The organism is Actinoplanes sp. NPDC004185, assembly GCF_053603475.1.
In genome coordinates this window covers 362,542-381,256 of record NZ_JBSGFR010000001.1, presented here as the reverse complement: position 1 = coordinate 381,256, position 18,715 = coordinate 362,542, and the positions used below count along the sequence as shown (strand labels likewise).

The 18,715-nt window shown below is 71.9% G+C and carries 22 protein-coding genes and 1 pseudogene; 12 read left to right on the top strand and 11 right to left on the bottom strand.

What is annotated here, in order from left to right; all coding sequences use genetic code 11:
- Positions 1 to 58 precede the first annotated feature (58 nt).
- The gene (locus tag ACWEOZ_RS01745) at positions 59 to 925 is read right to left on the bottom strand and encodes a LysR family transcriptional regulator (RefSeq protein ID WP_451908855.1); all 867 of its coding nucleotides are present in this window, start codon (positions 923 to 925) and stop codon (positions 59 to 61) included.
- A gap of 68 nt (positions 926 to 993) precedes the next feature.
- Here ACWEOZ_RS01745 and ACWEOZ_RS01740 point away from each other — a divergent pair, with 68 nt between their 5' ends.
- Complete coding sequence (locus ACWEOZ_RS01740; protein WP_451908854.1) at positions 994 to 1,491, top strand: hypothetical protein; 498 nt, start codon at positions 994 to 996, stop codon at positions 1,489 to 1,491.
- Here ACWEOZ_RS01740 and ACWEOZ_RS01735 read toward each other — a convergent pair whose 3' ends face one another.
- Complete coding sequence (locus ACWEOZ_RS01735; RefSeq protein WP_451908853.1) at positions 1,492 to 1,836, bottom strand: TetR/AcrR family transcriptional regulator C-terminal domain-containing protein; 345 nt, start codon at positions 1,834 to 1,836, stop codon at positions 1,492 to 1,494.
- On the opposite strand from ACWEOZ_RS01735, the pseudogene ACWEOZ_RS01730 reads away from it, so the two are divergent.
- Positions 1,757 to 2,487 (top strand): annotated as a pseudogene (locus ACWEOZ_RS01730) (NAD(P)-dependent oxidoreductase). The gene ACWEOZ_RS01735 and the pseudogene ACWEOZ_RS01730 overlap by 80 nt on opposite strands.
- Here ACWEOZ_RS01730 and ACWEOZ_RS01725 read toward each other — a convergent pair.
- From ACWEOZ_RS01725 to ACWEOZ_RS01705, 5 genes are all read right to left on the bottom strand, one after another.
- Positions 2,387 to 3,613 (bottom strand): adenylosuccinate synthetase, encoded by a 1,227-nt coding sequence (locus tag ACWEOZ_RS01725; protein WP_451908852.1) that lies wholly within the window; start codon positions 3,611 to 3,613, stop codon positions 2,387 to 2,389. The pseudogene ACWEOZ_RS01730 and the gene ACWEOZ_RS01725 overlap by 101 nt on opposite strands.
- Positions 3,610 to 4,578: a hypothetical protein gene (locus ACWEOZ_RS01720; protein WP_451908851.1), complete on the bottom strand. Its 969-nt coding sequence runs from the start codon at positions 4,576 to 4,578 to the stop codon at positions 3,610 to 3,612. Before ACWEOZ_RS01720 ends, ACWEOZ_RS01725 begins: the two co-directional genes overlap by 4 nt.
- 17 nt (positions 4,579 to 4,595) lie before the next feature.
- A complete protein-coding gene (locus ACWEOZ_RS01715) occupies positions 4,596 to 5,609 on the bottom strand; it encodes a molecular chaperone DnaJ (RefSeq protein WP_451908850.1) in 1,014 nt (337 codons plus the stop codon).
- Complete coding sequence (locus ACWEOZ_RS01710) at positions 5,606 to 6,358, bottom strand: NUDIX hydrolase (protein WP_451908849.1); 753 nt, start codon at positions 6,356 to 6,358, stop codon at positions 5,606 to 5,608. The genes ACWEOZ_RS01715 and ACWEOZ_RS01710 overlap by 4 nt, the downstream gene beginning before the upstream one ends.
- A 256-nt stretch (positions 6,359 to 6,614) precedes the next feature.
- Positions 6,615 to 6,905 (bottom strand): DUF1540 domain-containing protein, encoded by a 291-nt coding sequence (locus tag ACWEOZ_RS01705; RefSeq protein ID WP_360553132.1) that lies wholly within the window; start codon positions 6,903 to 6,905, stop codon positions 6,615 to 6,617.
- 215 nt (positions 6,906 to 7,120) lie between these two features.
- Between ACWEOZ_RS01705 and ACWEOZ_RS01700 the strand changes: the two genes are divergently transcribed.
- Together ACWEOZ_RS01700 and ACWEOZ_RS01695 are read left to right on the top strand one after the other, a co-directional pair.
- A complete protein-coding gene (locus ACWEOZ_RS01700) occupies positions 7,121 to 8,251 on the top strand; it encodes a glycoside hydrolase family 26 protein (protein ID WP_451908848.1) in 1,131 nt (376 codons plus the stop codon).
- A gap of 13 nt (positions 8,252 to 8,264) precedes the next feature.
- Positions 8,265 to 8,828, top strand: a complete 564-nt coding sequence (locus tag ACWEOZ_RS01695; RefSeq protein ID WP_451908847.1) for a hypothetical protein — start codon at positions 8,265 to 8,267, stop codon at positions 8,826 to 8,828.
- A 77-nt stretch (positions 8,829 to 8,905) separates the two neighbouring features.
- Here the strand turns inward: ACWEOZ_RS01695 and ACWEOZ_RS01690 are convergent, their stop codons facing one another.
- Both ACWEOZ_RS01690 and ACWEOZ_RS01685 read right to left on the bottom strand, forming a co-directional pair.
- Positions 8,906 to 11,017 (bottom strand): IPT/TIG domain-containing protein, encoded by a 2,112-nt coding sequence (locus ACWEOZ_RS01690; protein ID WP_451908846.1) that lies wholly within the window; start codon positions 11,015 to 11,017, stop codon positions 8,906 to 8,908.
- A 164-nt stretch (positions 11,018 to 11,181) separates the two neighbouring features.
- On the bottom strand, positions 11,182 to 11,910 hold the full coding sequence (locus tag ACWEOZ_RS01685) for a hypothetical protein (protein ID WP_451908845.1): 729 nt from the start codon (positions 11,908 to 11,910) through the stop codon (positions 11,182 to 11,184).
- Positions 11,911 to 12,109: 199 nt separating this feature from the next.
- Between ACWEOZ_RS01685 and ACWEOZ_RS01680 the strand changes: the two genes are divergently transcribed.
- Entirely contained in the window at positions 12,110 to 12,943 is an 834-nt protein-coding gene (locus tag ACWEOZ_RS01680; protein WP_451908844.1) for a patatin-like phospholipase family protein, read from the top strand.
- Here the strand turns inward: ACWEOZ_RS01680 and ACWEOZ_RS01675 are convergent.
- Positions 12,940 to 13,569 (bottom strand): hypothetical protein, encoded by a 630-nt coding sequence (locus tag ACWEOZ_RS01675; protein WP_451908843.1) that lies wholly within the window; start codon positions 13,567 to 13,569, stop codon positions 12,940 to 12,942. The two genes, ACWEOZ_RS01680 and ACWEOZ_RS01675, sit on opposite strands and share 4 nt — an antisense overlap.
- Before the next feature lie 114 nt (positions 13,570 to 13,683).
- Between ACWEOZ_RS01675 and ACWEOZ_RS01670 the strand changes: the two genes are divergently transcribed.
- The 5 genes from ACWEOZ_RS01670 to ACWEOZ_RS01650 are packed head-to-tail and all read left to right on the top strand — an operon-like array spanning position 13,684 to position 16,639.
- The gene (locus ACWEOZ_RS01670; RefSeq protein WP_451908842.1) at positions 13,684 to 14,190 is read left to right on the top strand and encodes a SigE family RNA polymerase sigma factor; all 507 of its coding nucleotides are present in this window, start codon (positions 13,684 to 13,686) and stop codon (positions 14,188 to 14,190) included.
- A complete protein-coding gene (locus ACWEOZ_RS01665; RefSeq protein WP_451908841.1) occupies positions 14,187 to 14,957 on the top strand; it encodes a hypothetical protein in 771 nt (256 codons plus the stop codon). Before ACWEOZ_RS01670 ends, ACWEOZ_RS01665 begins: the two co-directional genes overlap by 4 nt.
- Before the next feature lie 39 nt (positions 14,958 to 14,996).
- Positions 14,997 to 15,596 carry a sulfite oxidase-like oxidoreductase gene (locus tag ACWEOZ_RS01660; protein WP_360553122.1) on the top strand — a complete coding sequence of 200 codons (600 nt, stop codon included), beginning with the start codon at positions 14,997 to 14,999 and terminating at the stop codon, positions 15,594 to 15,596.
- Between the two features lie 21 nt (positions 15,597 to 15,617).
- Positions 15,618 to 16,355, top strand: a complete 738-nt coding sequence (locus ACWEOZ_RS01655) for a ferredoxin reductase (protein ID WP_451908840.1) — start codon at positions 15,618 to 15,620, stop codon at positions 16,353 to 16,355.
- Positions 16,352 to 16,639 carry a DUF6510 family protein gene (locus ACWEOZ_RS01650; RefSeq protein ID WP_451908839.1) on the top strand — a complete coding sequence of 96 codons (288 nt, stop codon included), beginning with the start codon at positions 16,352 to 16,354 and terminating at the stop codon, positions 16,637 to 16,639. Before ACWEOZ_RS01655 ends, ACWEOZ_RS01650 begins: the two co-directional genes overlap by 4 nt.
- 57 nt (positions 16,640 to 16,696) lie before the next feature.
- Here ACWEOZ_RS01650 and ACWEOZ_RS01645 read toward each other — a convergent pair whose 3' ends face one another.
- Positions 16,697 to 17,095: a hypothetical protein gene (locus ACWEOZ_RS01645; RefSeq protein ID WP_451908838.1), complete on the bottom strand. Its 399-nt coding sequence runs from the start codon at positions 17,093 to 17,095 to the stop codon at positions 16,697 to 16,699.
- A 239-nt stretch (positions 17,096 to 17,334) separates the two neighbouring features.
- Between ACWEOZ_RS01645 and ACWEOZ_RS01640 the strand changes: the two genes are divergently transcribed.
- A complete protein-coding gene (locus ACWEOZ_RS01640) occupies positions 17,335 to 18,138 on the top strand; it encodes an SGNH/GDSL hydrolase family protein (protein WP_451908837.1) in 804 nt (267 codons plus the stop codon).
- Between the two features lie 159 nt (positions 18,139 to 18,297).
- Positions 18,298 to 18,693 (top strand): PLD nuclease N-terminal domain-containing protein, encoded by a 396-nt coding sequence (locus tag ACWEOZ_RS01635; RefSeq protein WP_451908836.1) that lies wholly within the window; start codon positions 18,298 to 18,300, stop codon positions 18,691 to 18,693.
- The last annotated feature ends 22 nt before the right edge of the window (positions 18,694 to 18,715 follow it).

The window sequence follows — 18,715 nt, the reverse complement described above, 5'->3', positions numbered from 1 at the left end:
ACCGACCGCAACGGCGAGATCGGCCGGCGCCCGGAGGAATCGTTCACGGTGGTCGGGACTACGCCAGGATGCGGTCCAGCAGGCCGGCCACCCGGGGATCGGACAGCGCCGCGGGCTGGTGGACCACGTGATAGGTGACCGGCGGCAGACCCTCGACCGGTACGGCGACCAGCCCGGCCGGCGCCGGCACGCACCCGTTGACGATGGCCAGCCCCACGCCCAGCGCCACGAAGTGGGTGATCAGCGGCCAGCCCTCGGCCTCCACCGCGACCGTCCACTCGACCCCGGCGCCGCGCAGCGCCTGCTCCAGCAGCACCCGGTGCGGCCGGTGCTGCGGTGGCACGACCAGGCTGGCACCGGCCACGTCGGCCAGGGTCACCGCGCGGCGCCGGGCCAGCCGATGGCCGTCCGGCACGAGCAGCACCTGGGGGAAGGTCGCCAGCCTGACCGCGATCAGGTCCTCGGGCAGCACGTCGAGCACGCTCACGCCGAGCTGCGCCTGTCCGGTGCGGACCGCGGCGAGCATCTGCCGGTGGTCGCAGGTGATCAGGCGCAGCCGGGTCGGCTCCTCGGCCAGGACCGCCCGGATCGTGTCACCGAGCAGATAGAGGTAGGCGCCCTGGCCCGCGGCCAGTACGACCGGCCGGCCCGGCACGACACCGGCGAACTCGGCCAGGAAGTCGGCGAGCCGTTCGTCGTGCGCGCGGGCGAACCGGGCGACCGCCGCGCCGTCCGCGGTGAGGACCAGCTGCCGGCCGCTGCGGTGGTAGAGCGGCCGGCCCAGGGCCTGGGCCAGCTTGCGGACTTTGACGTGCAGCGCGGGCTGGGAGACGCGCAACTCCGCGGCCGCGCGGGTGAAGTTGAGGTGCTCGGCGAACACGGCGAAAGACGTCAAGGCATCGCTCGACACCGCTCGCTCGTTCATAACCGCAGACTATAGCTGCGCTCCCATCGATAGTTCTGCTCTAGCGCCCCGGCGTTCAGGCTGAACTCATGACGACACAACACCTCAGGCTCGGCGTCGACATCGGCCGGGTCATCATCGGCGGCGGCGCCCCGGGCGGCCACGACACCCAGTTCTTCAGCGGGGACACGGCGCGGATGCTCGCGACGCCGGCCGTGCCCGCGGCCATCGACACGCTGGCCCGGCTGGTCCCGCTCTTCGGGCAGGTGTGGCTGATCTCCAAGTGCGGCGAACGCGTCCAGCGCCACACCCGCCAGTGGCTCGACCACCACGACTTCGCCGCCCGGACCGGCGTCCCCGGCGACCACCTGCGCTTCTGCCTGAGACGGCCGGACAAGGCGGTCCACTGTGCCCAGCTGGGGATCACCCACTTCGTCGACGACAAGCTCGACGTGCACCGGGCGCTGCGCGGCGTCGTGCCGCACCGCTACCTCTTCGGGCCGCAGCGCACCCCGCCACCGGACTGGGTCGAGCACACCCCGACCTGGGCGGCGGCCGAGGCCGCGATCCGGCGCAGCCTGGGGTGACTACTCGCCGCGCAGACCCGCGATCACCGTACGGGCGAACGACCGCGCGGCGGCTTCGTCGTCACGGCGGTCCACCCAGCCCATGTGCCCGAGGAAGGCGTGCTGCATGCAGGCTCCGGCCAGCAGTCCCGCGGCCGCGTACAGGTCGGCGTCGGCCCGGATGCGGCCCGCTTGCGCCTCCGCCCGCAGATATCCCGCGACGGCCTCGTTGACCTTGTGCGGACCCAGGCCGTGTTTGCGCAGCCCGTCGGTGTGGGCGGCGAGGATGGTGCGGTCGGAGACTGCCGTCGTGCGCTCGGCCGCCGGCTTTCCCGCCGGCGTGGAGGTCGTCCGAGCCGACGTCATGGACCCGGCGGCGATCGAGCCCGCCGTGGCCGGCCGGGACGTCGTCCTCTCGGCGCTCGGTCACCGGCCGGGCGCCCACGAGCCGGTGTGCGCGCCGGCCGCGGAGTCGATCATCCAGGCGATGCGGGCGACCGGGTTCGGCGGCTGGTGGTGGTGACCGCGGCGGGCCACATCGAGGACTCCCACGACGGCTTCGTGACCGCCCGGATCGTCAAGCCCCTCCTGTGGCGTCTCCTGCGCGCTGCCTGGACCGATTTCGTGGCCACCGACCGGATCGTCGCGGCGAGCGGTCTGGACTGGACGATCATGCGTCCGCCCCGGCTGACCGACGGCGGGGCCAGGCCGTACCGCACGGCGCTGGACCACACCGTGCGCGGCGGCAGCTCCATCTCGCGGACGGACCTGGCGACGGCGACCCTGACCGCGCAACCGACCCGGCCACCGACGGGCACGCCGTCGCGCTCGGCTACTGACTCGCGGCTTCAGGCCATACGGCACACGCTCGCGGCGACCGGCTTTCCGTCGGCGCTCGCCAGGCCGCGCGAGCGGCTCAGGCCGCGCGACCGACCAAACCCGCGAACGAGAGCCGCTTGTCCGTGCTCCTGGGGCCACGCGACTCCAGCACCACCGGCGCGCCCAAGAGGTCACTGATCGCGGCCGGCCAGTCCGCGGGGCGGTGCAGGTCGCCGGGGCGGGCCCGGTCGAGCAACGCGGTCAGCGCCGCCTGGTGGCCCAGATCGCGGGGCGGGCCGGGGGCGATCCGCTCCCAGCGGGCGCCGTCCAGGTCGTACGACGTGCAGATGCGCAGGCCGGGGACCCGGGGCGGCGCGTCGAGGTGGGTGACGGCGAGCGCGTCGACACCGACGGCCACCTCGACCGCGTACCGGTGGGCGACCGCGTCGAAGTGGCCGACCCGGAACGCGCCCTGCCACTCCCCCACGCCGTTGTGCGCCTCGGGCAGGTCGAGCGGCGCCTCGGTCACGAACGGTCCCGCGCCGTGCCGGGTCGTGTACGTCCGCACCACCCCCAGCCGCTCGAACGAGGGACACAGCGCCGCCACGTTGTCGAACGTCGTCGTGGACCACGTCGTGTACGGGTGCCAGCCCCGCCACTCGTCCAGCAGCACCCCCTGCGCCCCCTCGAAGACGCACGGCCCCTGGGCCAGCAGCCGGTCGAGGTGACCGGAGTCCACGATGGACACCGCCCGGCCGAAAGCCCGGAAGGCGTCCACGACGTCGTCCAGCGGCGGCGCGTCGAAGGCACCCAGCGCGTCGCGGACGGCGGCCAGCCGGGTGCGCAGCCGGGCGGGCGACAACACGTCCGCGACCCGGGGGGCGTCCGCGTGGCTGAGGGCGTACTCCATGGTCTGCCCGATCCCCATGCCGCACGAACCGTGCCGGGACCGGCCGCGGCGCCGCTCGCGGGCCTGGTTCGCCGCCCGGTGCCAGGGCGTCGCGAGCAGCGCGTCGCCGTCGACGGTGAGCAGGTGGAACGGGTTGCCCAGTGCGGCCGCCTCGGCCGCCAGCGCCAGCGGGTCGACGACCACGAAACGCGACAGGTGGGTGGGCACGCCGTGCAGCGTGCCCGCCCCGAACTGCGCGAACGTGTGGTGCCGCCCGGCGGGGGTGACCACGTTGTGGGCGGCCTGCGCTCCCCCGTTGAACCGGATCACCGCGGTGACCGGGCCCGAAGCGCAGAGCGCGTCCACCACCGTGCCCTTGCCCGCGTCGCCGTAGCCGAGATCGACCACGGCGACGTGGCCCGCCGGGCCGTTCACAGCCGTTCGTTCCCGCCCGGCGTTGCCGCGCCGCCCAGCTCCAGCGGGGAACGAACGACCGTGCCGCGGCCCGCGCCCAGCGGGGCCAGGGCCTTGCCCACCGACGGGCCGGCCGGCGAGCCGACCTCGACCAGGTCGGCCAGGCCGGCGTCGAGGTCGATGGACTCCTCGCCGAGGCCGACGGTCAGCGCGATGGTCTCGCAGACCGCGTCGAGGTCGTCGAGCTCGATGACGTGCTGGCCGAGCAGCTTGCGCCAGTAGCCGAGGATCTCCGCGTCGCCGCCCCAGCCGGCCGCGGTCGGCATGATGTAGTAGACGTCGAAGCTGCGGCGCAGCTCGGCCAGCATGGCCTCGGTGCTGATCGGCTCGCGCAGCTTGTCGCCGACGAACCGCTGCACCTCCTTGGGCTTGATCTGCGGGTAGGCCATCTCGTCGCCGATGATGAACAGGTAGCCACGGCGGCCGCGCTTGACCACCGAGTCCAGGTCGGTGTGCCGGGCCATGAAGTACATGGCCAGCTCGTACGACTCGCGCCGCTGGCCGCCGCCCCCGCCCTCGAGCACGATGCGGGCCAGGTCCTCGTCCATCCGGTTGTCCGACTCGAACTGCCCGATCTGCAACGGCACCCGGTCACAGGTGGCGTCGCCGATGGCCCCGAACATGACGTGCGGGTCGGTGGCGTACCCCTTGCGGGTCAGCAGGCCGAGCAGTTGCGGCAGCTTGGTCTGCAACACCCGCGGCACGGTGCCCATCGAGCCGGTCACGTCGAACAGGACGGCGATCGGCGTGCTGTGCGGGTGCTCGTCGCTGTCGCGGCTCTCCCGCTTGCCGACGTTCATCGGGTCCAGCGCCGGGTGGGCCTTGCGGGCCCCGCTGTCGCTGTAGGCGAAGGCGCTCGTGCCGGTCGCGGCCCGGTAGCCGGCGGCGGCGGAGTAGACATCGGTGGACCAGCGTCCGCTTCCCATTTTGTTCCTCCTGTGAGTCAGGCCGGCATCGCGAAGGGGCGAAAACGGCGGGGGCCGTACAGGTCTTCGAGGAGCTCGTCGAACTCCCGCAGCAGGCGCCAGGCGTCCTGCGGGCGCATGCGGGGCTTGTCGTAGCGGCAGCCGCGGGCGAAGCGCCGCAGCGCGGCCGGCGGGTCGTGGATGAGCCGCATCATCAAGCCGGTCGCCATGAAGATGTCGGTGGCGGCGGTGGCCGGCTGCTTGCCGGTCACCTCGGGTGGATAGGCGGCGCGGTGCTTGGCCACCAGCGCCGGGACTGTCGTGCCGGCCGGCACCGAGTAGCACCAGTCGACGAGGACCAGGCCGTGCTCGGCCGGGTGGATGAGCACGTGCTCCGGCAGGACCGCGCCGTGCACCAGGCCGGCGCGGTGGGCCCAGCCGAGGCCGGTGAGCAGCCGCCGCCACATCCAGGCGACGTCCCGCGGGTCGAGGCCGGCCGGGTAGGCGGTGTGCACCTCGGACAGCGGGACGAAGCCGCGCTGCCGGGCGATGACGTTGGCGGTGCGGCGGGCGCGCGCCGCGTCCTCGTGGGTGAAGCTCTCCAGCAGCCGCGGCGCGTAGGCGCGGAATCTCGGATCGCCGTCGGTCGCCAGCGTGGTCAGCGCGGCCGCCTCGGCCCGCATCAGGTCGTTGTCACCGGGCCGGTGCGGCAGCTTGAGGAGCGCGGCGTCGCCGTCGACCGCGTGCAGCCGCGCGATGTCCCCGGTCGCGACCACCCCGCCGACGCGATAGGTGGCGCGCTTCGTGGTCAGCGGCCGGCCGTCGCGCTCACTCCACAACGTGGTCAGCCGGGCGAGGGCCGCCGTCGCGGCCGGGCTGCGACCCGCGGGTGCGACATCGGGATGCACAACCTTGACCAGGATCCGGTACGCGTGCCCGGCATCGACAACCGCAACACCGGAGCCGGAGTCCGCCGGTGGGGCACAGGCGGCGACGAGCTCGGCGAACATGCCCGCCCGCCCGATGGCCGCCACCGCCTCGTCGAACGTCACCGCACACCGTCCTCACGGGTCGGCCGCAGCAGCGCCGGGTGCAGCAGGTGCGCGTCGCCGGCCCGGTAGAGGCGCGGCTTGGGACCCCCACGCTCCCCGGCCCGGCTGGCCGTCTCACCGGTGCTCTCCACGAAACCGGGCACCGACAGCACCTTGCGGTGGAAGTTGCCGGCGTGCAGCTCCTCGCCCCAGACCGCCGCGTAGACCGCGCGCAGCTCGGCGACGGTGAACTCGGCGCCGACGAAGGCGGTGGCCAGCGGGGTGTACTCCAGCTTGGCGCGGGCCCGGTCCAGCCCGTCGGAGAGGATCGCCGCGTGGTCGAAGGCCAGCTCCCCGGCCTCGTCGACCGGCACCCAGAACGCGCCCGAGGCGTCGCCGCCCGCCCGCGGATCGGGCAGGCTCGGCGCGAAGGCCAGGTAGGCCACCGAGACGACGCGCATCCGGGGGTCCCGGCCGGGGTCGCCGTAGCTGCGCAGCTGCTCGAGATGCACCCGGTCGAGCACACCCTCGCCGGGACGCAGGCCGGTCTCCTCGGCGAGCTCCCGCAACGCGGCCGCATCGAGCGTCTCGTCCTGCACGAAGCCACCGGGCAGCGCCCGCCAACCGGCGAACGGATGCCCGCCCCGCTCGACGAGCAGCACATGCAGCCGCCCGTCCCGGATGGTCAGCGCGACGACATCGACCGTGACCGCGACCGGCGCGAAAGCCCCGGGGTCATAGCTGTCGAGAAAGTCCCGCTCGTCGCTCATCATCACCCTCGTCGTTCTCACCCTGAGTAAAACTCGATCTGAGAAGAACCTAGCGCAGCCTCGGGCCCGGGGTCAACCACTCACGCAGAATGAAGGGTGCGCGGATCCGTTCAGGCGCCGCCAGGCGCCTGGATCCGTGCGCCCGGCCTCGGCGGGAGCGACGGTCGGCACCATGCACTCAGCTGCGACCGGAATTGTTTCTGACCGCGAAAAGGCCGCCACCGGCGAAACGGTGATGGCCTCAGGTGAGGTTCAATTATCGCGCTTCGAATGTCAGGCAGTCGGCACGGTCCACGCCGGCGCCCACCATGATCGACGGTGCGTGGCACTCGAGCTCGGTGTTGTGCACGCACTCGCTCCGCTTGCAGGCGCCGACCTGGGCTTCCGCCTGGCCCATGCCGCCCTTGTCGGCGGTGTCGATGAACGTGTCGCACTCCGAGCTGGCCCGGCCGATGGTGATCGCGAAGGCCGTGCAGCCGTCGTGGTTGTATCCGCATCCGCTGACCGTGCAGGTCTGCACGCGCGGCATGGCCATCATCTGAGTCATGTGGGGCCTCCTTTTCTCCCTGCCGACCATAAACCACCGGAAACCATTCCGCGGGGCAGAGACAAAGGTATCAGCCGGAATTGAACAAATAAGGACGACCATTCTTTAGGTAAGGCAATCCTCGCTCGCCGCGGGTTGGGCGACTCGGCCCCGGCCGCCCGTTAAGCCTGCCAGAATAGGGCAAAACGCTCCGACCGCCCCGGAGGTCCGCGCTGATGGCCGACGAACGACCGCCCCGCAAGCGGCTGTGGCTGGGGGCCGGGGCGGCCCTGATGGCGCTGGCGGCCACCGCCGTGGGCCTGGCGCAGGATCGCCGGGATCCGGCGCCGTCGGCCTCAACCGTCCCGTCGGCCTCGACCGTCCCGTCCGTCTCCGCACCATCCGCCTCCGCGGCCGCCGGCCCCCGCTCGGCTCGGGCGTTGATCGCGCTGCCCCGCGCGGACGGCACCTGGCCGGGCGTCAACGGGATGTCGGGCGTCAACGGCGACCCGCTGTTCGACACGGCGCACGTCAACGCGTTCTGCACCGCGCGGGGCCGGGCGTGCCGCGTCGCGCAGACCTACACCGACCGGACGTCGTGGGCGGCGATGACCGCGGGCTCGGGCTGGACCTTCGACCTGTTCTCCGACTTCGACGGCATGCTGGTCGTGTCCCAGGGCCTGGTGCCGATCGGCGCGAGCGCCGACCTGGCCGCCTGCGCGGCCGGCGACCACGACCAGGACTGGAAGAACTTCGGCTCCCTGATGACCCGGTACGGCCGCGGCGACTCCGTGGTCCGCCTGGGCTGGGAGTTCAACGAGAAGACGTCCCCGTGGCGCGCCGACGACCCGAAGACCTGGATCGCCTGCTACCGCCGCGCCGCGACGAACATCCGCGCGACGAACCCGGACGTGCTGCTGGACTGGACGATCAACGCCCACAACACCCCGGCGGGGACCTGCGGCGGGGTGAGCACCAACTGCTACCCGGGCGACGAGTACGTGGACATCATCGGCATCGACAACTACGACCACTACCCGTGGTCACCTTCCAAGGCTGCGTTCGACAAGGCCGCGACCGACCCGGAGGGCCTGACCTGGCTGTACGACTTCGCCCGGCAGCGCGGCAAGCCGTTCTCGGTGGGCGAGTGGGGCGTGGTGCCGACCGGCGACGCCGGCAAGGAGAACCCGCCGTTCGTGACGTGGATGCACCAGTGGTTCGCAGCGCACGCGTCACAGCTGGCGTACGAGGCCTACTTCTCGGACTGCGGGGACGGCGGGGTGCAGTCGAGCCTGTTCCGTACGGACGCGGCCTGCCTGAAGAACCCGAAGTCAGCGGCGGTCTACCGATCGCTGTTCCGGAGCTAGACAGGACACTCTCATGCGCATCGCCCGTCGCCAGGCCGTGATCGGTGCGGCCGGACTGCTGTCCCTCGTGGGCCTGGGCGCGGTGATCGCCGCGCAGACCGACGAGGATCCCGCGGTGCCGAACAGTGCCACCATCGTGGCCGGCCCGGCTCCCACCACGACGCCACCCTCGGAAGAGGTCAACGAACGGGTGGCGGCCATCAGATCCGCGTCGGCGAAGAAGGGCCCCGGCGTGCTGCGGCCGTTGCCGTCGGCGAGCGCACCGGCCGATGTCACGACGACGACCTCGGGGCAGGACGGGGGCACCCTCAAGGTGGTGTCCGCGCGGGCGGACCTCACCGGCTACCGGGAGCTGGGCTGGGTGGCCGATCCGGGCAAGGCGGTCGGCGCGGCCCGGTGCAGCGACACGATCCGGCTCAGCGTGGACGCCAGGCCCGTCCAGCATCCGACGCTGCTGATCTGCTGGCGTACCAGCGCGCGGAAGAGCGTCTACACGCTCGCGGTCAAGCCGAAGGGCAAGCCGTCGCCGCAGGACAGCGTGGCCGCGATCGACAGACAATGGCAACGGCTGGGCTGAATGCCGGCGATGGCCCGGAGCTCTCGCTCCGGGCCATCGCTTTCGTGCGCTGTCTGTTGAGGGTCACGTGGTACGGATCAGTAGTCGGACACCGTGAAGGTGGAACCACTGGTCAGGATCGACTGGCTGATGGTCAGCGACGCGGTGGTAGCCGCAGCCGCAGCCAGACCGGTGTTCACCACGGTGACGGTGTAGACGCCGTCCGGCACCGGAGTGCCACCGCCGCCGACCTGGAGACCCGTCGCCGGGATCAGCTTGTCCTTCAGGTTGAGCGTGCAGAGCAGCGCGGTGTCACTGAGCACCAGAGCCGCCTCGCACTCCGCGATCGGCGGGTTGTCCTTCTCGGTCGCCGTGGTGTCGGTGGCGTCGTACACGCCGTCGACGAGGTAGACGTGCGCCTCGCTGTTGGCCGACGGTTCGCCCGCCTCGGCGAAGTCCAGGTCCAGGAAGCCCGCACCGGTGACGTAGATGTCGCGCTCGGTGTCGCTCGGGGCGGTGTTCGGCTGGACCGTGATGCCGTAGGAGTACTCGAACGCGTTCGGCCGGATGATCGTGCCCGCCGCGGTGGTCACGCTGAGCCCCACCATGCCCGGGGCGTGCGCCGAGGTGACACCGGTGAACGTGGTGCCGCCGGTGCGCTTGATGTTGCGCAGCGGCGCACCACCGAGGCTGGCGGTGATGGCGTTCGCCCCGGTCGGGAAGCCCGTGCCGGTGACGGTGATCAGCGTGCCGCCCTGAGCCGGACCGCCGTCCAGGTTGATCGGGTCGTTGGCGACGTCGAACTGCGCCGCGACCGTGTAGGTGCCGGCGTTGGCGAGCAGGATGCTGTCACCAGGCGTCGTGCCGTTGTACAGGCACACGTTGTAGGCGGTGGTGGTGGCCCCGCCGGCCAGCACCACGGTGGCCGGTACGACGACCGAGCCGATCGTGTCGGTGATCCGCTTCGGAGTCGTGCCCACGAAGTTGCTGCCCGTGGTCGTGTAGTTCGAGGGGCAGGCCGCGACGGAGAAGGTCACTCCGGGCGCGGTGACGCCGCTCAGGAGAGGGCTGGTCGACGTGAGCGTGATCGTCTTGGTGGTGGCCGTGGCCCCCACGTTCGGGCTGGTGGTGACGTCCGGCAGCGTGACGCTGTACTTGTCCTTGCCGGCCGCGACCAGCGCGCTGGTCTCGTCGGTGGCACCGTTGTAGATGCAGACGTTGTACTGGGCCGGGGCCAGCACACCGCTGGGCACCGTGAAGGTGACAGTGGTGCCGGTGCGGGTCGCGGGACCAGCCAGGGACGCGGCGGAGCCGGTGTCCTCGTAGGTCGTCTCACAGGCGGCGATGGAGAAGTTGACACCCAGCGCGGTCGCGGTGAGATCGCCGAAGGCGGCCGCCGTCGTCGTGAGGGTGTTACCGCCCGCGTTCGGGCCGGTGGTCCCGCTCAGCGTCACCTCGGGCGCACCCGGGGTGTAGGTGGTGGAGCTGCCACCGATCAGCGCACTGGTGCCGACCACGTTGCCCTTGTAGACGCACACGTAGTAGGTGTTGGGAGCCACGGCCGTAGACGGCACGGTGATCGAGGCCACCGAGTCGGTCCGGGTGGTGGTCGCCACAATCTTGGTGGCGTCCGGCGTCGCGTACGTCGCCGGGCAGGTGGCCGTGGAGAACAGCACAGCCGGCGTGGTGGTGCCGGTGAGGTACGGCGCCGTTCCCGTGGCGGTGATGACGTTACCGCCACCGGCCGGGCCGGTGAGCGGGCTCAGCACCGGGACATCTGCGACGACGGTGTAGTCGGCCTGGGCGATCGCCGCCGTGGTGGCGAGCAGCGAGCCCGACGCGAGGCCGTAGACACAGATCCGGTAGGTGCCGAGCGTCACGGTCGCGGGAATCGTGACGGTGACGGTGTTGGCGTCCGTCTTCGTGGCGGCCGCGGCGAGGTTGGTGGTCGTCGGCGTGCCGTAGGTAGCGCAGGCGGTCGCGCTGCCGGGCTGCAACCGGGCCCCGATGACGGTCGCCGTGTTGACGAAGCTCGCCAGGGTGATGGTGACCGTGTTGCCGCCACCGACCGGGCCGGTGGTCGGCGAGGCGACGGCGGCCGGAGCGGCCGACGCGGCGTGGATGGTGCTCAACAGGAGGGCGGCAACCGCTCCTGTCACGAACCCGGCACGCGCCAGCCGGGGTCGTTTGGTGGATAGGGACTTGCTCATGCGAGGTCCTCCTACGGTCACGATGGACCGCATCGCTGGATTGGGTGGGCCCGTGCGCTCGGATGAACCATCGTCGTCGGGCCGTCTCGCTGGGAAGCGTAGCGAAATGTAATCATTTGGATGCACAGAGTGATGAAGACCGTTGGATACGCGCTCCGGTCCGGTCACCCGAGGGCTTGCCACTCACGGTCGATGGCCGCCACGCTCTCCCCCTCGGACGGGTTCCCGTCCAGGTCGACCGCCAGGGTGTAGACGCTCTTCTGCGCGCTGACCCGCCAGCAGATCAGCAGATTCCGGTTCGTCTCCACCTCGGCCCCGGCGTGCGCCTTGATGTTCTGGCTGCAGAAGGCATTCCCGACCGGCTCGCCCCCGTCGGCCACCAGGGCGAGTTCGCGCTGACCGGTCAGATCGGTGCGGGCGGACACGATCCGCAGCGTCGCGCGATCCTTGCGGAGCGATCCGGTGTTCACCACCTTCGCCGCGGCCGCGGCGGCACTGTCACCCTCCGCCTTCACCGGCTTCTTCAACGGCACGCCGTCCTCGGCTGCCGCCGCCCGCGCCTCGGCGATCTCCTTGGCGACCGCCTTCGCGTCGGCCGCGGCCGACGGGGACGAGGACGCCGGGATCGCCGAAGAAGGGGCCACGGAGGACGGCACCGCCGAGGGGACGGATTCCGCGGGCGTCACAGCCGGCGTCACCGGCACCAGCGCCACCGGGTCTCTCGTCGTCGCACCGTCGTCGGTCACCTGGGCGGTCACCAGGAACGCTCCGGCGCCGAGGACCGCCAGGCCGGTCACCGCGATCAGCGCCCGCCTGCGGCGCCGGTCGCGCAGCGCCGCAGCCTCGTCGTCGCCGTGCTCGTCGTCGTGGTCGTCGTCCCATTCGTCACGCATGCGGAAAGTCCTTTGCGGGTCTCGACTGGGCCGGCCCCGCGGTCTCGCGGGGGCAGGCCCCGAAGCTCCATCATCCCACCTGATACGGACATAGCGGTCTAAAATCAGCAAGCTCGCTCGCCGTCGTGGTCGTCCTCGATGACCACCGAGGGCCGGGCCGCCGGTGGCACAAACCCCGTGCCGGTAGTAGAGAGATCGCATGGAGAAACGCGCATTGGTGCTCGGCGGTGGTGGCGTCACCGGCGTCGCCTGGGAGATCGGTCTGCTGCACGGGCTCGCCGAGCAGGGCGTCGACCTCAGCACCGCCGACCTGTTCGTCGGCACGTCGGCCGGCTCGGTCGTGGCGGCCCAGCTCACCAGCGGCACCGGCATCGACGCCCTGTACGAGCACGAGCTGGCCGACACCACCGGCGACGCCGACGCGGTCATCGGGGCCCGGGTGCTGCTCGGCTTCGTGCTCGCCTCGGTCTGGCCCGGCGACCGGGCCCGCGGCCGGGCGCGGCTGGGCCGAGCCGCCCTCAAGGCGCGCACGGTGCCCGAGGCGGCCCGGCGCACGGCCATCGCCTCCCGGGTCAAGCGGGACGACTGGCCCGCCGCCCGGCTGCTCATTCCCGCGGTCGAGGCGCGGACGGGCGCGGTCAAGGTCTTCGACAGCGCGAGCGGCGCGTCACTGATCGACGCGGTCGCCGCCAGTTGCGCGGTGCCGCTGGTGTGGCCGCCGATGACCGTCGGCGACCGGCGTTACGTCGACGGCGGCGTGCGGTCGGTCGCCAACGTCGACCTGGCCCGCGGCTACGAGCGGGTGGTGGTGGTCGCCCCGGTCACCGCGGCCGCCCGGCGCGCGGACCGGCCCGCCGCGCAGGCTGCCGCGCTGGGGCCGGGTGTGCGTACCGCGGTCGTCAGCCCGACCGACGCGGCGCTGACGGCGATCGGCCGCAACCCGCTCGATCCCTCGCGGCGCGCGCCCGCGGCCCGGGCCGGGCGCGCGCAGGCCGCCGAGGTGATCGAGCGGGTCCGGGCCGCCTGGGACTAACCCACTCCGACGCTGTTGTGGCCGGCGGGCAGGGCGCGGCCCTTGCTGTCGTACGCCTTCAGGTCGCTGACCATGCCCGCGGCCGGGTCGAACCAGAAGAACTTGACCGCGTTGTCCTCACTCCACGGGGCCTGCCGGGCGGTGACGGTACGGCCACCGATCCGCGCGGTGATCTTCGCGGCGGCACCCGCGTAGTAGCCGAACGACGGCGACGGCCGGCCGTCGACCTCCATGCCGCCCTGCACGGCGTGGAAGCCGGGCGCCCGGTCCGATCCCTCGGTCTCGTTGGCGACGACGACATCGGTGATCCTGCCGTCACCGCGCCGCAGCCCGGCCATCACGCCGAACCGCGTACCGGGCAGCTCCTTCTCCTTGATGGCCACCGCGTAGAGCACCCAGGCCCCGTCCTCGGCGCGGTATCCGGCGTCGACCACGTCACCGAGCTGCTGGTGGGCGGGCTCGGCCGCGGGCTCCGGAGCAGCCGAGGCCGGGGCCGACGCGGTGACGACCGGCCTCGGTGCGGGCTTGCGCTGCGAGGCGCCGGCGGCCACGGCTCCGGTGACCACCATGGCGGCGGCGGTGCCGGTCACGGCAACGGCGAGGATCGATCGGCGGGACAGTCCCATTGCGCGACTCCATCAGGATGTGCGGATGGTGCATGACGCAGACCGAGACGGCCCGGCCCGGAAAAAGGTTGCTGCAACCTTTCCGGGCCCTGACCCGTCTTGGCCGTCGTGGGAGTGAGAGGCGACGATGAGTTCGTCGAGTTCGCGCAGGCGAACTCGGCCCGGCTGCAACGCGCCGCGTACCTGTTGACCGGTGACCGGCATCAGGCCGAGGACGCGGCCCAGGCCGCCCTGGTCCGGGTGTACGCGGCCTGGGGCCGGGTGCGCCGCAAGGACCCGTACGCGTACGCCCGCACGGTCCTGGCCAACCTGGTCACGGACCAGTGGCGCCGCCCGATCCGCGAGTACGCGACCGAGGAGCTCCCCGAACGACCCGTGCCCCGGGACATGGCCGACGAGGTGACCCGGCGCCGCTGGCTGATCGGCGCGCTGCAGACGCTGTCCCCCCGCGAGCGCACCGTCGTCGTGCTGCGGCACTTCTTCGACGCCACCGAGGTGGACGTGGCCCGCGAGCTCAACCTTTCCCTCGGCACGGTCAAGAGCCTCAACTCACGGGCGCTGGCCAAACTGCGGGTCTCCATCCCGGCACCCCGGCGCGCGGAAAGCGGAGTACGCCCATGAACAACCTCGACGAGCTGAGAGACGCCATGAACTCGACGCCGGACTTCGAACCCAAGTCGCTCGACCTGGCCGCCGTGATGTCCGCCGGTGGCCGGTTGCGCCGCCGGCGCCGGGCCACGGTGGGCGCCGCCTCGGGGGTGGCGGTGCTGGTCCTGCTCGTGGGCGGTTTCCAGCTGGTCCGGCCGGAGACGTCGCAGCCGGGGATCGCCGCGGCCGGTCAGCCGTCGAGTGCCGCGCCGGCCAGGACCGCTGAGCCGTCGGCCACCGCGGTCCTGGAGGATCCCGACGAACCGATCACCGGCGACGCGTTCGGCGACGTCGTCGAGACCGGGATCAAGGCCGACGGGCTGGACCGGCTGCTGTGGATGCAACGGCTCGACGACCCCGCCCTGCCGGACACCAGCATCGGGATCGCCACCGGCTGGCGCACCACCGCCGGTCAGCTCGTGGTCGACGTCGTCAACAACGAGGTGGAGGGCTCGGACCGGGCCCCGGGCTTCCACGCCCTGGAGATGGCGATGGTCGTCGACGACAAGCCCAGCCCGGCCTTCGGCTACTACGTCGGCGATGCGGCGAAGATCACCGTGACCGCGGACGGGCGGACAGTCCGGGCAGAACAGGCCACCTGGAGCGAGGACCGGTCGATCGTGCTGTTCTGGTTCCCCTTGAACAAGGTCAAACCGGCCAGCAAGGTCGGCAAGGCGACCGCCTACGACGACAACGGCCGCAAGCTGCCGGGCGGCAACGCGACCTTCAGCGTCGGGTAGGCCTGTCCTCGTTCATGATCATCGGGTTTACTGCAGTACATGAGCATCATCTCCCCCGGGTTCGGCGGGCGGCGCCGCTCCTCGCAGCCCGACCTTCCGCCCGGGCAGTACCTCACCCATGACTTCCCGGTGCTCTCGGCCGGCCCGACGCCGCGGATCCCGCTCGACCGCTGGCAGTTCACGGTCACCGACGAGACCGGCGCCAAGCACAGCTGGTCCTGGGCGGAGTTCCAGGCCCTGCCGGCCGAGGACGTCACGGTCGACATCCACTGCGTCACCAAGTGGTCCAAGCTCGGCACCACCTGGCGGGGCGTCTCGATCGACACCCTGTTCGAGAACATCGAGACCACCGCCGACTACACGATGGTGCACGGCTACGGCGGCTACACGACGAACGTGCCGCTGGAGGACCTGCTCGACGGCAAGGCCTGGGTGGCGTACCAGTTCGACGGCGAGCCGCTCGCGCCCGAGCACGGCGGCCCGGCCCGGCTGGTCGTCCCGCACCTGTACTTCTGGAAATCGGCCAAGTGGGTCAACGGCATCGAGATGCTCCAGCAGGACGAGCCGGGCTTCTGGGAAGAGGCCGGCTACCACATGTACGGAGACCCCTGGCGCGAACAGCGTTACCAGGGCGACTGAGCCGGCCGGCGGCGGAGACCCATGAAAACTCGTAGGTTGGCCTGGCGGGCCGCCGTGCTGGAGGCGGCTCGTCAGGAGACGCCGTCCGCTCGGACCCTGGTGCTGCGGGTGCCGGACTGGCCGGGCCACCTGCCCGGTCAGCACGTCGACGTGCGGCTGACCGCCCCGGACGGCTACTCGGCCCAGCGCAGCTACTCGATCGCCTCGGCCTGGCAGGACGGCGGCACGGTCGAGCTGACCGTCCAGCGCGTGGAGGACGGCGAGGTCTCGTCCTATCTGGCCGACGACCTGCAGGTGGGCCAGCCGCTGGAGCTGCGCGGCCCGGTCGGCGGCTGGTTCGTGTGGCGCAACGCTCCCCCGCCGGTGCTGCTGGTGGCCGGCGGCTCAGGTGTCGTGCCGCTGATGGCGATGATCCGGGCCCGCGGCGACGTACGCGGCCGGCAGCCGTTCCGGCTCATCTACTCGGTCCGCACCCCGCAGGACGCCCTGTACGTCGACGAGCTGGCGCGCCGGGTCCGTGACGATCCGGGGCTGGACGTCCGTTTCGTCTACACCCGCAAGGCCCCCGACGGCTGGCCCGATCCACCGGGCCGGCTCACCGTGGCGACGATCAACACCTACGGCTGGCCTCCCGACTTCGCGCCGGACGTGTTCGTCTGCGGCCCGACGTCGTTCGTGGAGGCGTCGGCCGACATCCTCGTCGCGCTGGGGCACGACCCGAAGAAGATCCGCACGGAACGGTTCGGAGGGACGTCATGACCGGGTACGAGCTGGACGGCAACGCGATGGCCGGGGATCTGCGCGAGGTCTTCGCGGTCGATGTGACCACGGCGGTGGCCACCTGCGGCGGGTGCGGGGAGCCGAGCGTCGTCGCGCGGCTGCGGGTCTGGGGCCCGGCGCCCGGCCTGGTGGCTCGCTGCCCGTCCTGCGACGACGTGGTGCTGCGGCTGGTCCGCGGCCCGGAGCGGGCCTGGCTGGACCTGCGCGGCGCGGTCAGCCTCCAGGTTCCGATGCCCCTCCGGGATGCACCGGCCGAGAGCTGACCGGCGCGCCAGGTCCCGATGCTCCGCCGGCGCACCGGCCGGAGGCTGACCCGGCACTCAGTCCCGGAAGGTGCGACGCAGGCGCTCGGCCAGCCCGAGGGGGCGTGGCGCGGTGGCGATCCGGTCGGTGCGGGGCGGCCCGCCGGCCGGCGTCGTGGGACGGGAACGGCCGATCGGCTGGTCGTAGTCGGCGGCGGCGATCGCGTCGATGATCTGCTCGTCGGTGAAGTTCTCCGAGCCGGGGATGGACGACACGAAGCCGACCAGGACGCCGTTGCGCATCACCTGGGCCTCGAGCCCGGCCGTGCCGTCGTTGTCCCACACCGCCTCCCGGCCGTCGGGCAGGACGACCCGGATGCCGTACTGGGTGATGCCGGCGTGCGGCAGCTTCACATGGGCGAAGACGTTACGTCCGCGCAGTGTCTCGACGACCCTCCGGGCCCGTTGCTCATCCATGCGGCGACGCTAGCCCGGATAGCTGAGCGCACGCTGAAGACCGACTGTGGCGCCGGTGAAAACTCATCGCTGTGCGCACATGGTCAATGACCGCCTGCCATAGACGCAGGTCACATCGACGGATGTTACTACGAGGTAACAGGAAAGTCACTGTGTTTCTTTCCTCGGGACCTTGACTTACTGTTCGGTAACCGGAGCGCTCCGGCCCCCAGTCCCCCGCGGATCCGGAGGCCACCCCGATGAGCAGACGTACCACCGTTCTCGCCTGCCTCGTCATGTCCACCCTGCTGAGCATCATCGCCGCGACACCCGCCGCGGCTGCCACACCCCGATCCGAGTGGGACTACGTCGCGCTCGGCGACTCCTACTCCTCCGGCGTCGGCGCGTCCGGCCAGACCGGACTCTGCCTGCGCAGCCCCAACGGCTACCCCGGCCTGTGGAACGCGGCCAACGACCCGAAGTCGTACCGCTCGGTCGCCTGCGGCGGCGCCACGACGCAGACTCTGCGGTCCACCCAGCTGTGGCCGCTGACCAGCGGCACCGACCTGGTGACGCTGACCATCGGCGGCAACGACGTCGGCTTCGCGTCGACCGTCATCACCTGCACCCTGTCCAGCGACAGCAAGTGCGCGGCGACCGTCGCGTTGGCGATGCAGGTCCTGCGCACGGAGATGACCGCCAAGCTCGACGGCACGTACGCCGACATCCGCCGCAAGGCCCCCCACGCCCGGGTGGTCGTCCTGGGCTACCCCATCCTGTTCGACGAGACCGTGGTCAACTGCGGGATCGGTGGCATGAGCATCGCCAAGCGCAAGTCGATCAACGGCGGCGCCGCCGAGCTCAACGAGCTGATCGCCGCCCGGGCCGCGGCAGCCGGCTTCACCTGGTCGGACGTGACCGACGAGTTCGCCGGCCACGGGATCTGTGCCCCCACCCCGTGGCTGAACGGCCTCACGGTGATCCCGGCGACCAACTCGTTCCACCCGAACGCGGCGGGCTACCGCAGCGGCTACCTCCCGGCGCTGAACGCGGCCCTGAACTGACCCGCAACCGGCGGCCCGGCAGTCACCCTGCCGGGCCGGCCGAGCTCGGCCGCCACGGACTGTGCAGCCATCCCGCCATCCTGCCGCACCCGAACGGCCGGTGCGGACAGCTCGGTCCGGGGTCACCTGGACGGCCGATCTCTGTCATGATCTCTCGCCATGATCCGGCTGTATTCGCTCTTCGTGCTGATCGACCTGGCGCTGCTCGTCATCGCACTGATCAGCTGCCTGTCCGCCGAGGAATCCGAGATCCGGGCGCTGCCCCGGATCGCCTGGGTCTTCCTCATCCTGCTGTTCTCCCCGATCGGCGCGATCGTCTGGTTCGTCGCCGGTCGTCCGGTGCGCCCGGTGCGGCTCAGCAACGGCACCACGTGGCGCCCGGGCAGCGGCTTCCCCGAGCAGGAACGGCCCCGGCGCACCGCCCCGCTCGCGCCGGACGACGACCCGGAGTTCCTCCGGAGCCTGGGTCAGGATCAGACCAGGCTCCAGCGCTGGGAGGCCGACCTGCGCCGCCGGGAGGAAGAGCTGCGCAGGCAGGAGCCCAAGGAGCAGTGACAGAACGGGGCCACCCGCAGGT

Bases quoted from the DNA above. Each gene is read 5' to 3' on its own strand.
- ACWEOZ_RS01675 (WP_451908843.1), bottom strand. From the start codon at position 13,569: ATGGGACTGTCCCGCCGATCGATCCTCGCCGTTGCCGTGACCGGCACC.
- ACWEOZ_RS01645 (WP_451908838.1), bottom strand. From the start codon at position 17,095: ATGGATGAGCAACGGGCCCGGAGGGTCGTCGAGACACTGCGCGGACGT.
- ACWEOZ_RS01650 (WP_451908839.1), top strand. From the start codon at position 16,352: ATGACCGGGTACGAGCTGGACGGCAACGCGATGGCCGGGGATCTGCGC.
- ACWEOZ_RS01710 (WP_451908849.1), bottom strand. From the start codon at position 6,358: ATGAGCGACGAGCGGGACTTTCTCGACAGCTATGACCCCGGGGCTTTC.
- ACWEOZ_RS01735 (WP_451908853.1), bottom strand. From the start codon at position 1,836: ATGACGTCGGCTCGGACGACCTCCACGCCGGCGGGAAAGCCGGCGGCC.
- ACWEOZ_RS01720 (WP_451908851.1), bottom strand. From the start codon at position 4,578: ATGGGAAGCGGACGCTGGTCCACCGATGTCTACTCCGCCGCCGCCGGC.
- ACWEOZ_RS01660 (WP_360553122.1), top strand. From the start codon at position 14,997: ATGAGCATCATCTCCCCCGGGTTCGGCGGGCGGCGCCGCTCCTCGCAG.
- ACWEOZ_RS01640 (WP_451908837.1), top strand. From the start codon at position 17,335: ATGAGCAGACGTACCACCGTTCTCGCCTGCCTCGTCATGTCCACCCTG.
- ACWEOZ_RS01745 (WP_451908855.1), bottom strand. From the start codon at position 925: ATGAACGAGCGAGCGGTGTCGAGCGATGCCTTGACGTCTTTCGCCGTG.
- ACWEOZ_RS01635 (WP_451908836.1), top strand. From the start codon at position 18,298: ATGATCCGGCTGTATTCGCTCTTCGTGCTGATCGACCTGGCGCTGCTC.
- ACWEOZ_RS01740 (WP_451908854.1), top strand. From the start codon at position 994: ATGACGACACAACACCTCAGGCTCGGCGTCGACATCGGCCGGGTCATC.
- ACWEOZ_RS01680 (WP_451908844.1), top strand. From the start codon at position 12,110: ATGGAGAAACGCGCATTGGTGCTCGGCGGTGGTGGCGTCACCGGCGTC.
- ACWEOZ_RS01695 (WP_451908847.1), top strand. From the start codon at position 8,265: ATGCGCATCGCCCGTCGCCAGGCCGTGATCGGTGCGGCCGGACTGCTG.
- ACWEOZ_RS01685 (WP_451908845.1), bottom strand. From the start codon at position 11,910: ATGCGTGACGAATGGGACGACGACCACGACGACGAGCACGGCGACGAC.
- ACWEOZ_RS01690 (WP_451908846.1), bottom strand. From the start codon at position 11,017: ATGAGCAAGTCCCTATCCACCAAACGACCCCGGCTGGCGCGTGCCGGG.
- ACWEOZ_RS01700 (WP_451908848.1), top strand. From the start codon at position 7,121: ATGGCCGACGAACGACCGCCCCGCAAGCGGCTGTGGCTGGGGGCCGGG.
- ACWEOZ_RS01705 (WP_360553132.1), bottom strand. From the start codon at position 6,905: ATGACTCAGATGATGGCCATGCCGCGCGTGCAGACCTGCACGGTCAGC.
- ACWEOZ_RS01655 (WP_451908840.1), top strand. From the start codon at position 15,618: ATGAAAACTCGTAGGTTGGCCTGGCGGGCCGCCGTGCTGGAGGCGGCT.
- ACWEOZ_RS01665 (WP_451908841.1), top strand. From the start codon at position 14,187: ATGAACAACCTCGACGAGCTGAGAGACGCCATGAACTCGACGCCGGAC.